The sequence below is a fragment of the Pseudomonas sp. REB1044 genome, assembly GCF_038813925.1.
GTDB lineage: Bacteria > Pseudomonadota > Gammaproteobacteria > Pseudomonadales > Pseudomonadaceae > Aquipseudomonas > Aquipseudomonas boreofloridensis.
On record NZ_CP046139.1, the window covers coordinates 3,961,772 to 3,974,461 of the forward strand.

At 61.4% G+C, this 12,690-nt stretch carries 10 protein-coding genes; 8 read left to right on the forward strand and 2 right to left on the reverse strand.

Annotated elements, in window-relative coordinates; genetic code table 11:
• Nucleotides 1-91 precede the first annotated feature (91 nt).
• From rapA to GKC70_RS18090, 3 genes are all read left to right on the forward strand, one after another.
• Entirely contained in the window at nucleotides 92-2,938 is a 2,847-nt protein-coding gene (gene rapA / locus GKC70_RS18080; protein ID WP_342649477.1) for an RNA polymerase-associated protein RapA, read from the forward strand.
• A 70-nt stretch (nucleotides 2,939-3,008) separates the two neighbouring features.
• Nucleotides 3,009-3,638: a hypothetical protein gene (locus tag GKC70_RS18085; protein ID WP_342649478.1), complete on the forward strand. Its 630-nt coding sequence runs from the start codon at nucleotides 3,009-3,011 to the stop codon at nucleotides 3,636-3,638.
• A 187-nt stretch (nucleotides 3,639-3,825) separates the two neighbouring features.
• The gene (locus tag GKC70_RS18090) at nucleotides 3,826-6,090 is read left to right on the forward strand and encodes an EAL domain-containing protein (protein WP_342649479.1); all 2,265 of its coding nucleotides are present in this window, start codon (nucleotides 3,826-3,828) and stop codon (nucleotides 6,088-6,090) included.
• On the opposite strand, the gene GKC70_RS18095 is transcribed toward GKC70_RS18090, so the two are convergent.
• Nucleotides 5,990-6,877 carry an NAD(P)-dependent oxidoreductase gene (locus GKC70_RS18095; RefSeq protein WP_342649480.1) on the reverse strand — a complete coding sequence of 296 codons (888 nt, stop codon included), beginning with the start codon at nucleotides 6,875-6,877 and terminating at the stop codon, nucleotides 5,990-5,992. The genes GKC70_RS18090 and GKC70_RS18095 overlap by 101 nt on opposite strands.
• 173 nt (nucleotides 6,878-7,050) lie before the next feature.
• On the reverse strand, nucleotides 7,051-7,362 hold the full coding sequence (locus GKC70_RS18100; protein WP_342649481.1) for a DUF2288 domain-containing protein: 312 nt from the start codon (nucleotides 7,360-7,362) through the stop codon (nucleotides 7,051-7,053).
• 358 nt (nucleotides 7,363-7,720) lie between these two features.
• Between GKC70_RS18100 and GKC70_RS18105 the strand changes: the two genes are divergently transcribed.
• From GKC70_RS18105 to GKC70_RS18125, 5 genes are all read left to right on the forward strand, one after another.
• Complete coding sequence (locus tag GKC70_RS18105) at nucleotides 7,721-8,836, forward strand: branched-chain amino acid ABC transporter substrate-binding protein (protein ID WP_342649482.1); 1,116 nt, start codon at nucleotides 7,721-7,723, stop codon at nucleotides 8,834-8,836.
• Nucleotides 8,837-9,025: 189 nt separating this feature from the next.
• Nucleotides 9,026-9,949: a high-affinity branched-chain amino acid ABC transporter permease LivH gene (gene livH, locus GKC70_RS18110; RefSeq protein WP_039575990.1), complete on the forward strand. Its 924-nt coding sequence runs from the start codon at nucleotides 9,026-9,028 to the stop codon at nucleotides 9,947-9,949.
• Nucleotides 9,946-11,202, forward strand: a complete 1,257-nt coding sequence (locus tag GKC70_RS18115; protein WP_342649483.1) for a high-affinity branched-chain amino acid ABC transporter permease LivM — start codon at nucleotides 9,946-9,948, stop codon at nucleotides 11,200-11,202. The genes livH and GKC70_RS18115 overlap by 4 nt, the downstream gene beginning before the upstream one ends.
• Entirely contained in the window at nucleotides 11,199-11,966 is a 768-nt protein-coding gene (livG, locus tag GKC70_RS18120) for a high-affinity branched-chain amino acid ABC transporter ATP-binding protein LivG (protein WP_342649484.1), read from the forward strand. The genes GKC70_RS18115 and livG overlap by 4 nt, the downstream gene beginning before the upstream one ends.
• The gene (locus tag GKC70_RS18125) at nucleotides 11,967-12,668 is read left to right on the forward strand and encodes an ABC transporter ATP-binding protein (protein WP_342649485.1); all 702 of its coding nucleotides are present in this window, start codon (nucleotides 11,967-11,969) and stop codon (nucleotides 12,666-12,668) included.
• Nucleotides 12,669-12,690: the final 22 nt, after the last annotated feature.

The following is a 12,690-nucleotide window of genomic DNA, read 5'->3' on the forward strand; positions in this document are numbered from 1 at the left end:
CAGGATTCGTCGATGAAGTGGCTGAACGCTTTGGTCCGCCCGGGCGATCCGTTAAGATGGGCCGTTTTTTTCATCGCGGGAGTTCGGCAGTATGGCGCAGCAGTATCAACCGGGGCAACGCTGGATCAGCGACAGCGAAGCGGAGCTCGGCCTGGGAACCATCCTGGCGCAGGATGGCCGCCTGCTGACCGTGCTTTATCCGGCCACGGGCGATACCCGTCAGTACGCCCTGCGCAACGCACCGTTGACCCGCGTGCGCTTCTCGCCGGGTGACCAGATCACCCATTTCGACGGCTGGAAGCTCACCGTACAAGAGGTCGATGATGTCGATGGCCTGCTGGTGTATCACGGTCTGGACGCGCAGAACCAGCCCCGTACCTTGCCGGAAACGCAACTGTCGAACTTCATTCAGTTCCGTCTGGCCAGCGACCGCTTGTTCGCCGGCCAGATCGACCCGCTGTCGTGGTTCTCGCTGCGTTACAACACCCTGCAGCACAACAGCAAGCAGTTGCTCTCCCCGCTCTGGGGCCTGGGCGGCTGCCGCGCCCAGCCGATCGCCCACCAATTGCATATCGCCCGCGAAGTGGCCGACCGTATCGCACCGCGTGTGTTGCTGGCCGACGAAGTCGGTCTGGGCAAGACCATCGAAGCCGGCCTGGTGATCCATCGCCAACTGCTGTCCGGCCGAGCCAGCCGCGTGCTGATCCTGGTGCCGGAGAACCTGCAGCACCAGTGGCTGGTGGAAATGCGCCGACGCTTCAACTTGCAGGTGGCGCTGTTCGATGCCGAGCGTTTCATCGAAAGCGATGCCAGCAACCCGTTCGAAGACGCCCAGCTTGCGCTGGTGGCACTGGAGTGGCTGGTCGACGACGAGAAGGCTCAGGATGCGCTGTTCGCGGCGGGCTGGGACCTGATGGTGGTCGACGAAGCCCACCACCTGGTGTGGCACGAGGAGCAGGCCAGCGCCGAGTATGCGCTGGTCGAGCAACTGGCCGAAGTCATTCCCGGCGTATTGCTGCTCACCGCCACTCCCGAGCAACTGGGTCAGGACAGCCATTTCGCGCGTCTGCGCCTGCTCGATCCCAACCGCTTCCACGACTTGGCCGCGTTCCGCGCCGAGAGCGAACATTACCGTCCAGTGGCCGAGGCGGTTCAGGAACTGCTCGACGAAGGCCGCCTGTCGCCCAAGGCCCATGCCACCATCCACAATTTCCTCGGTGCCGAAGGCGAAGCTCTGCTGGCAGCCGTGGCCGATGGCGACACCCAGGCCAGCGCGCGGCTGATCCGCGAACTGCTCGACCGTCACGGCACCGGTCGCGTGTTGTTCCGCAACACCCGCGCAGCGATCCAAGGCTTCCCCGAGCGCCAACTGCACCCCTACCCGCTGGCTAATCCCCCACAGTACAGCGAGCTGCCGGCCGGCGAGCGCGCCGAGCTGTACCCGGAAGTGGCGTTCCAGGCCCAAGGCGAGGGTGGTGAGGACGAGCGCTGGTGGCGTTTCGATCCGCGAGTCGACTGGTTGATCGACACCCTGAAAATGCTCAAGCGTACCAAGGTGCTGGTGATCTGCGCCCATGCCGAAACCGCCATGGACCTGGAAGACGCCCTGCGCGTGCGCTCCGGTATTCCGGCCACGGTGTTCCACGAAGGCATGAGCATTCTCGAGCGCGACCGCGCAGCGGCCTATTTCGCCGACGAGGAATTCGGTGCCCAAGTGTTGATCTGCTCGGAAATCGGCAGTGAGGGCCGCAACTTCCAGTTCGCCCACCACTTGGTGATGTTCGACCTGCCAGCCCACCCGGACCTGCTCGAACAACGCATTGGCCGCCTGGACCGGATCGGTCAACTGCACACCATCCAATTGCACATCCCGTACCTGCAGGACAGTCCTCAGGAACGCCTCTTCCAGTGGTACCAGGAAGGCCTGAACGCCTTCCTCAATACCTGTCCGACCGGCAACGCCTTGCAGCACCAGTTCGGCCCGCGCCTGTTGACGTTACTGGCCGCCAATGACAGCAGCGCCTGGAACGCCTTGGTCGCTGAGGCCCGCGCCGAGCGCGAGCGCCTGGAAGCCGAGCTGCACACGGGGCGCGACCGCCTGCTGGAGCTCAACTCCGGTGGCGCCGGCGAAGGCGAGGCACTGGTCGAAGCCATTCTCGAGCAGGACGACCAGTTCGCCCTGCCCATCTACATGGAAACCTTGTTCGACGCTTTCGGCATCGACAGCGAGGACCATTCCGAGAACGCGTTGGTCCTCAAGCCCAGCGAAAAGATGCTCGATGCCAGCTTCCCACTGGGCGACGACGAAGGGGTGACCATCACCTACGACCGCGGCCAGGCACTGTCGCGCGAGGACATGCAGTTCCTCACCTGGGAGCACCCCATGGTACAGGGCGGCATGGACCTGGTGCTGTCCGGCTCGATGGGCAACACCGCGGTAGCGCTGATCAAGAACAAGGCGCTCAAGCCCGGTACTGTGCTGCTCGAACTGCTGTACGTCAGCGAGGTGGTGGCGCCACGCAGCCTGCAGTTGGGCCGCTACTTGCCTTCGGCGGCGCTGCGCTGTCTGCTCGATGCCAACGGCAATGACCTGGCGGCGCGGGTGGCCTTCGAAACACTCAACGACCAGCTCGAAAGCGTGCCCAGGGCCAGCGCCAACAAGTTCATCCAGGCCCAGCGCGAGGTGCTGGCCAAGCGCATCGCCGCTGGCGAAGCCAAGGTACTGCCGGTCCATGATGAGCGCGTCGCCGAAGCGCAACGCCGCCTGAGTGCCGAGGCCGACGAGGAACTGGCACGCCTGACCGCGCTCAAGGCGGTCAACCCGAGCGTGCGTGACAGCGAGATCGACGCGCTGCGCCTGCAGCGCGAGCAGGGTCTGGCAATGCTCGACAAGGCCGCTCTGCGCCTGGAAGCGATTCGCGTGCTGGTCGCCGGCTGACATCCGTACCGCGCTCCCCTCGGCCAAGCTGGCGAGGGGACGCCTCGCCGCCCGTCCTCGTGGAATGAGAATGTTCAGGACCTTTGCCAAACTGTTGGTCATTGCAGCGCTACTGGCCATTGGCTGCCTGGTAGCGGGGTACTACGGCCTGTTCCAGGAAGAACGGGTATTGCGCAACTACCAACTGGCCGTGGAGATGGGCGGCAAGCGTTATTCGCCTCTGTGGCTGAGCGCAGGGCGTACGGCTATCAGCGAAAAAACAGGACACTTTTTCTGCCAAGCCGAAGACCTGAAGTATCTGATCGCCCTCGCCAAGGGTGAAGTGACGTTCAACGACAGCCGCGACAACCCCTACCTCGACGGCACGGTCGACTACTCCTCGAACAAGGCTTACGTACTCACCTCCAGGCACTACCTCAACGCGGTAGACAGCGTCACGCGCTACGACATTATCGGTCACGACGCTGAAGTGGCTCATCGCTACGTCCCAGATACCGATGACCCTTACGCACGAGTGCTGATCAATGTGGGCATGACGCGCAGTTCCGCCGGTCGTGGCAGTTCCGTGGTCAAGGATGAGTACCTCGACGCCACGCGCCTTCTGCACGACGTATACGGCGTGAGCGTGCGGTTCGACAAGGATGATGAGGCCAGGTTGGTCACCTTGCATTTCGACCGTTCCTCCACGATCGACCGATAGCCTGGGATCGTCTCCAGCCTGCTGCTTGGGCTGACATATAGCCATCGGCTATATGGCAAATGCCCAAATAATTGAAATCAAATCGCCGTCAATCAGGAACGCGGTCAGCACCTTTCCTATACTCACGGCTCGATGGTCTTCTCCATGAGCGCAGAGGACCCCTGCGTACTCGACGAAGAGACAGGCAATGGAGTGGCTGGGACTTCAACTATTCGCCGAGCTGCCGGCGCACGGACAGGTTGTCCTCGACTGTCATCACAACCCTTTCCTTGTCGTGCTTGCCTATGTGGTCGCCGGCGCAGCCTGTTTCGCCACCCTGGACATGGCTGATCGACAGATCCACAGCGAGGAGCCACGCGCGCGTCGCCAATGGAAAGGCCTGGGCGCCTGCTGTCTGGCCAGCGGCATATGGGCCATGCACTTCATCAGCCTGCTGGCCTACCAGCCACCGCTGGAAGTGCATTACGACATGACGTTGACAGCGCTTTCCTTGTTCATAGCTTTGATCGCCGCCTGGTTGGCAATGAACCAGCTGGATAGGTTGCACATGCAACCGCGCCATTACCTCCAGGCGGCATTGGCCATTGGTTTGGGTATCGGCGTCATGCATTACGTCGGCATGGCGGCCCTGCAGACCAGCGCTCGACAGTACTATCAGACCCCGCTGGTGGTGGCCTCGCTGGGTATTGCCGTGGTCACCAGCCTGGTGGCGGTGTGGGTCACTCGCTACCTGGGCAGCGGCAGTGGTACGCGGCACTTGGCGATGAAGTATGGGGCAGCCCTGATCATGGCGGCAGGCATCGTCTTCACCCACTACACGGGAATGGCCGCACTGTCGCTGGTGATTGCCGAGGGCGACCCTGCACAACTGCCCTCCGCCGACAACAGCTTGCAACTGGGCCTGAGCATCGGTTTCATCACCCTGCTGATCAGCGCCAGCAGCATCAGCGCAGCACTGGCCGACAAGAAGCTGCAGAGCAAGGAGCACGACCTGCGCAGGGTGAATGTGCTGCTCAGTCAACTCGACCAGGCCCGGGTTTCGCTGCAGCAAGCCGCTCATTACGACGCCTTGACCAATCTGGTCAATCGCAGGGGCTTCAACCAGGTCTTTGCCGAGCGCCTGGCCGAGCACGCGGTCACAGAAAGCCTGCTGGCGGTGATGTTTCTCGACATCGATCACTTCAAGCGCATCAACGACAGCCTCGGCCACGCCGCCGGCGATGAGTTGCTCAAAGTGATCGCCGCCCATATTCGGGCAGCGACCCGCAGTCAGGACTTGGTGGCACGCTTTGGCGGCGACGAGTTCTGCATCGTCACCAGCCTGCACAACCGTGACGAAGCGCGCAAACTCGGCCAGCGGATCATGCAGCGCATGAAGGAGCCCATCGACCTGGGTGGGCGGCGCATGGTCATGACTACCAGCATCGGCATCAGCATTTTCCCGGATGATGGCCGCAGTGCTGAGGAACTGCTGAAAAATGCCGATCTGGCGCTTTATCAATCCAAGGATGGCGGGCGCAACAACCTGAACTTCTTCAACAGCAGCTTGAAGACCCGGGCCACTCTCGAACTGCAGCTTGAGGAAGAACTGCGCGTGGCATTGCTCGAGGAACGCGGGCTGTGCGTGTACTACCAGCCGATCTTCGATCTGCACGACGCCCGCGTGGCCAAGCTCGAAGCACTGGTGCGCTGGCACCATCCGCAACAGGGCCTGATCGGCCCTGACCGTTTCATCGCCATCGCCGAGGCCAACGGACTGATCGCCGAGCTCGACCAGTGGGTGCTGCAGCGCGCCTGCCAGGACCTGGCCGACCTCACTCGGCGTGGCTATGGACATCTGAAGGTCACGGTCAATTGCTCGGCAGTCACCCTTGGCCGTGAGGAACTGGCCAGCGATGTCGAGATGGCCTTGCTGCAGGCCGGCCTGGCTGCCCGCCAACTGGAATTGGAGGTCACGGAAAATGCGCTGATGGGCGACATCCACCGCACCATCAATCTGCTCAAGCGCATCCGTGGCCAGGGCGTGGGGCTGTCGATCGACGATTTCGGCACCGGCTATTCGTCGCTCGCCTACCTCAAGCGCCTACCGCTGGATGTGTTGAAGATCGATCGTTCGTTCATCCAGGACGTACCGGGTAGCCAGCAGGACCGCGAGATCGTCCAGGCGATTCTGATCATGGCGCACACCCTGCACTTGCAGGTGGTGACCGAGGGCGTGGAGACCGATGAGCAACTGGCCTTCCTGGCGACCCAGGGCTGCGACTTCGCTCAGGGCTTCCTGCTCAGTCGCCCCGTGGCACTGAGCGAGTTACCGGCCGTGCTGGAGCGGCTGGATCGCATGGACAGTACGGTCATGGGCGAGTGCGAAACAGCTCGACCAGGGTCGCAGGGTCGTCCTGCAGATGTCCCTGGCCGCCGTGCAGGCGCATCAATTGCGCGGCGAGGCCGGTAATCGGCGTCGCCGAGCCTTGTTCGCGGGACAGCTTCACTGCCGTATCAAGATCCTTGAGCAAGGTGCGTACATGCCACTTGACGGGCGAATACGGGCTCTGCGCCATTTGTGGCGCGAGTATCTGCAAGGGTCGCGAATCGGCAAAACCGCCGGCCAAGGCTTGGGCGATGAGGCTGGCATCGACCCCGGAGCGTTCAGCCAGCGCCACCACCTCAGCGATCACCAGCGCATTGCAGGCGACGATCATCTGATTGCAGGCCTTGGTCACCTGGCCGGCCCCCACGCCGCCCATGTGCGTGACGCGTTGGCCGAGGGTGAGCAGCACTGCGCGCACGCGCGCCAAGTCGGCCGCCTCGCCACCGACCATGATCGCCAAGGTTCCGGCTTGTGCACCCGCAGTGCCGCCGGACACTGGAGCGTCAAGCCAGGACATGCCACAACGCGCCGCCAGTGCGGCGGCCATTTCACGGGTGGCGCCGGGCTCCAGGCTGGACAAATCGACCAGCAACTGACCTGGCTTTGCACCGCAGGCCACACCCTGCTCTGCGAATACGACTTCGCGCACAACCGCCGTGTCGGCCAGACACAGCATCACCACATCGCTGTCACGGCACAGTGCTGCCGGACTTTCGGCCAGTCGTGCTCCTGCAGCGACCAACTCCGCGCACTTGTGCGCGCTGCGATTCCATACCGTCAGCGAATAGCCTGCGGCGAGTAGCCGGTGGCACATCGGCAGTCCCATCAAGCCGATTCCGGCAAATCCGAGGGTTGGCTTGGCTGTGCTCATGGACGACTCCAGACATATTCCATATAGACGAAAGGCCGTGCCGGCATTACGCATGGCGTAAACTGTTACCGCAACGACGCCGTCGAACCTCTTTTGTTACCTACAGCTACTGTAACGCAACCCGCTCAAGCACCATAAAGGTGCCGATTTACATCCAGCCGCACCAGAATAGATCAATCGTTTTTCACTGATTTCACTTGGATAAGGATGAACGGTGAGACCACCACGGCCCAGATCTGCGGATTGCGCGTCTGCATGTCTAGCGCCTGCTCTGCATCGACCGCCGCGACAGCGCCCTGCTCACGCCACCCAGCAACGAGATCACTGCGGTTTTCTGCCATGGCCTGGGCCACGGCGATCAAGTCCAGGGTAGGGTCGACCCAAATCAGGTCACCCTTGGCCCAAAAACGCTCCAAGGCGCTCCATTCGATAATCGCCGTCTCGCCGAGCAATTTGGCATAGAGGGTGCTTGTGTGATCAGTCATGGGTATTCCTGCTAATGGCATGGCCAACTAAAAAGCCCGCATTTTTGCAGAAAAACCCAGTTTCAAATAAGTAATTTGCTCGACAGGTAGTGGTCTCCTCCAGAAAACCAGAAAATACAGGCATTTTGATGGCGCTTATCTGTATTTTCATGTCGAGCATGCGACAACCCGCAGAACAGGGACTTTTCGCCCGCTTTTCAAGCGCTCAGAGAGCGCTCTACACTGTACCGGTACAGTTCCGGGACCTGTTCCGGGGAAGGTGGGCTCGCGACATGGCACGAGCGTGCCGCGAATCTCGCCCGGTCTGTAGCCCTGGCCGCCAGGACTCCAAGAATTACAACAGAATGAGTGGAGCACTATGATCAAGATTTCCAAGCTGTTCGCCGCAATGGTTCTGGCCGGGGTAGCCAGCCATTCGATGGCCGCCGATACCATCAAGATCGGTATCGCCGGTCCCAAGACGGGCGCTGTGACCCAGTACGGCGACATGCAGTTCATCGGCGCCAACCAGGCTATCAAGGACATCAACGCCAAGGGTGGCGTCGATGGCAAGATGCTTGAGGCCAAGGAATACGACGACGCGTGCGACCCTAAACAGGCCGTGGCCGTCGCCAACAAAGTGGTCAACGACGGCGTCAAGTTCGTCATCGGCCACCTGTGCTCCAGCTCCACTCAGCCCGCGTCGGACATCTACGAAGACGAAGGCGTGATCATGATCACCCCTGCTGCCACGTCTCCGGAGATCACCGCCCGCGGTTACAAGCTGATCTTCCGTACCATCGGTCTGGACAGCGCCCAGGGTCCAGCGGCCGGCAACTACATCGCCGATCACGTCAAGCCCAAGGTCGTTGCAGTGCTGCACGACAAGCAACAGTACGGTGAGGGCATCGCCACCGCGGTCAAACAGACCCTCGAGAAGAAAGGCGTCAAGGTCGCCGTCTTCGAAGGCCTCAACGCGGGCGACAAAGACTTCTCCTCGATCATTCAGAAGCTCAAGCAGAACAACGTCGACTTCGTCTACTACGGTGGCTACCACCCAGAACTGGGTCTGATCCTGCGCCAAGCTCAGGAAAAAGGCTTGAAAGCCAAGTTCATGGGGCCGGAAGGTGTCGGCAACGACTCCATCTCGCAGATCGCCCAAGGCGCTTCCGAAGGCCTGCTGGTGACCCTGCCGAAGTCGTTCGACGCCGATCCAGAGAACAAGGCCATCGTCGACGCCATCAAGGCCGACGGCAAGGACCCGAGCGGTCCGTTCGTGTTCCCGGCCTACTCGGCCGTCGAATTGATCGCCGAAGGCATCAAGGCTGCCAAGTCCGAAGACACTAAAAAGGTGGCTGAGGCGCTCCACAAAGGTTCCTTCAAGACGCCAACCGGCACCCTGTCCTTCGATGACAAGGGCGACCTGGAAGACTTCAAGTTCGTGGTCTACGAATGGCACTTCGGCAAGCCGAAGACCGAAGTCTCCCCTCAGTAATACGCGTGACTAAATAGCTGACCGTAGAAGCCCACTGTGCGAGCAGTGGGCTTTGTTTTACGAGGTTCATGGGCCCGACTCCCGCGATCCGGGGGCGGACTCACCTGAAAATCTTAAAACCGTCACCCGCGGTTTCCTGGCCGTTACCCCAGCCAGCGAAATGCACATCAGGTTTTTAGGAGCGCTGTAATGCCTGAGATCTACCATTTCTTCCAACAACTGGTTAATGGATTGACCATCGGCAGCACCTATGCCTTGATCGCCATCGGTTACACGATGGTGTACGGCATCATCGGGATGATCAACTTCGCCCACGGCGAGGTCTACATGATCGGATCCTACGTGGCCTTCATCGCCCTTGCCGGGCTGGCCATGATGGGCATTCACTCGCTGCCGATCCTGATGACCGTGGCCTTCGTCGCCACCATCTGCGTCACCAGCGCCTATGGCTACAGCATCGAGCGGGTGGCGTACCGTCCGCTGCGCAACAGCAATCGCCTGATCCCGCTGATTTCCGCGATCGGCATGTCGATCTTCCTGCAGAACACCGTGCTCCTGTCGCAGGACTCCAAGGACAAATCCATCCCCAACCTGATTCCGGGAGCCTTCTCCTTCGGTCCGGGCGGCGCGGAAGAAGTGCTGGTGTCCTACATGCAGATCCTGGTGTTCGTGGTTACCTTGGTGGCGATGACCTGCCTGACGCTGTTCATCTCCCGCTCCCGCCTGGGCCGCGCCTGTCGCGCCTGCGCCGAGGACATCAAGATGGCCAACCTGCTGGGCATCAACACCAACAACATCATCGCCCTGACCTTCGTCATCGGCGCCGCACTGGCGGCGGTGGCAGCCGTGCTGCTGAGCATGCAGTACGGCGTGATCAACCCCAACGCCGGCTTCCTCGTGGGGCTGAAGGCGTTCACCGCAGCAGTACTGGGCGGCATCGGCAGCATCCCGGGGGCCATGCTCGGCGGGTTGGTGCTGGGTGTGGCCGAAGCGTTCGGCGCAGACATCTTCGGCGACCAATACAAGGACGTCGTAGCGTTCGGCTTGTTGGTTCTTGTCCTGTTGTTCCGGCCGACCGGCATCCTGGGCCGTCCGGAGGTTGAAAAAGTATGAACAAAAATCTCAAACAGGCGCTGTTCAGCGCCTTGCTGGTCTGGGCCGTGGCCTTCCCGGTGCTGGGCCTGAAACTGAGCATCGACGGCATCAACCTGGTCGTGCACAGCCAGGGCGAATTCACCCTCGCCGTGATCGCCGCGTGCTCGCTGCTGATGTTCCTGCGTGTGCTGTTCGACCGGCAGTGGAGCGCGGTCATGGGTAGCCGCACCGAACGCAAACTGATTCCGCCTTCGGTGAGCAACTTCATGACCCTGCCCAAGACTCAGCGCTGGGTCATCCTCGGCCTGATCGCGGTTGCACTGGTATGGCCGTTCTTCGGCTCACGCGGGGCAGTCGATATCGCCACGTTGATCCTGATCTACGTTCTGCTGGGCTTGGGGCTGAACATCGTGGTGGGCCTGGCCGGTCTGCTCGACCTGGGTTACGTCGGTTTCTATGCCGTCGGCGCCTATAGCTACGCCATGCTCTCGCATTACTTGGGCTGGAGCTTCTGGGTGTGCCTGCCGATCGCCGGCCTGATGGCCGCGACTTTTGGTTTCCTGCTCGGTTTCCCGGTACTGCGCCTGCGCGGCGACTACCTGGCGATCGTCACGCTGGGCTTCGGCGAGATCATTCGCCTGTTCCTGCGCAACCTCACCGACTGGACCGGCGGGCCCAACGGCATCAGCGGCATCGAAAAGCCGACCTTCTTCGGTCTGACCTTCGAGCGCCGCGCCGCCGAGGGAATGCAGACCTTCCACGAGTACTTCGGCCTGGAATACAACTCGATCAACAAGGTCATCTTCCTCTATCTGGTAGCGCTGGTATTGGCATTGCTCGCATTGTTCGTGATCAACCGCCTGCTGCGCATGCCCATCGGACGAGCATGGGAAGCGCTACGCGAAGATGAGATCGCCTGCCGTGCGCTTGGCCTGAACCCGACCGTAATCAAGCTCTCCGCCTTCACTCTGGGCGCCAGCTTCGCCGGTTTCGCCGGCAGTTTCTTCGCCGCGCGCCAGGGTCTGGTGACACCGGAGTCATTCACCTTCATCGAGTCAGCGATCATCCTGGCCATCGTCGTGCTCGGCGGCATGGGCTCTCAGTTGGGCGTAATTCTTGCGGCCATCGTGATGATCCTGTTGCCTGAGTTGATGCGCGACTTCAGCGAGTATCGGATGCTGATGTTCGGTGCGCTGATGGTGTTGATGATGATCTGGCGTCCCCAGGGCTTGCTGCCCATGCAACGTCCCCATATGGAGCTGCGTCGATGAGCCGCGAAATTCTGCAAGTCAGCGGCCTGAGCATGCGCTTCGGCGGCTTATTGGCGGTCAATGGCGTGGGCCTGACCGTCAAGGAAAAACAGGTGGTGGCCTTGATCGGTCCGAATGGTGCTGGCAAGACCACCGTATTCAACTGCCTGACCGGCTTCTACAAGCCCAGCGGCGGCACTATCCTGCTCGATGGCCAGCCCATTCAGGGCTTGGCCGGACATCAGATCGCCCGCAAAGGCGTGGTGCGCACTTTCCAGAACGTTCGCCTGTTCAAGGAAATGACCGCGCTGGAAAACCTGCTGATCGCCCAGCACCGCCACCTGAACACCAACTTCTTCGCCGGGCTGTTCAAGACGCCAGGTTTCCGCCGCAGCGAGAAGGAAGCCCTGGAGCGCGCCCAGTACTGGCTGGACAAGGTCAACCTGACCGAGTTCGCCAACCGCACCGCAGGCACGTTGGCCTATGGTCAGCAGCGCCGCCTGGAGATCGCCCGCTGCATGATGACCCGGCCGCGTATCATCATGCTCGATGAACCGGCCGCGGGCCTGAACCCTAAGGAAACCGAAGACCTCAAAGCCTTGATCGGGTACCTGCGCGAATCCCATGACGTGACCGTGCTGCTGATCGAGCACGACATGAAGCTGGTGATGAGCATTTCCGACCATATTGTGGTGATCAACCAGGGTACGCCCCTGGCCGATGGCACGCCGGAGCAGATCCGTGCCAACCCTGATGTGATCAAGGCCTACCTGGGGGAAGCGTAAATGCTGAAATTCGAGAACGTTTCCACCTTCTACGGCAAGGTCCAGGCGCTGCACAGCGTCAATGTGGAGATCAATCAGGGTGAGATCGTCACCCTGATCGGTGCCAACGGCGCGGGCAAGTCGACGTTGCTGATGACCCTGTGCGGCTCGCCGCAGGCGCATAGCGGCAGTATCCGCTACCTGGGCGAAGAACTGGTGGGCCAGCCCTCCTCGCACATCATGCGCAAGAGCATCGCGGTCGTACCCGAAGGCCGCCGCGTGTTCGCCCGTCTGACGGTCGAGGAAAACCTGGCCATGGGCGGTTTCTTCACCGACAAGGGCGACTATCAAGCCCAGATGGACAAGGTCCTGGCCCTTTTTCCGCGTCTGAAGGAGCGCTTCAACCAGCGTGGCGGCACCATGTCCGGCGGCGAGCAGCAGATGCTCGCCATCGGTCGGGCGCTGATGAGCAAGCCCAAGCTGCTGCTGCTCGATGAGCCGTCGCTGGGCCTGGCGCCGATCATCATCCAGCAGATCTTCGACATCATCGAGCAACTGCGCCGTGATGGCGTAACGGTGTTCCTGGTAGAGCAGAATGCCAATCAGGCACTGAAGATCGCCGACCGCGCCTATGTGCTGGAAAACGGCAAGGTTGTGATGCAAGGCGCAGGCCAAGCCTTGTTGACCGATCCGAAAGTACGCGACGCCTACCTCGGCGGCTGATGCTCGCGCGACAGGAGTGGCG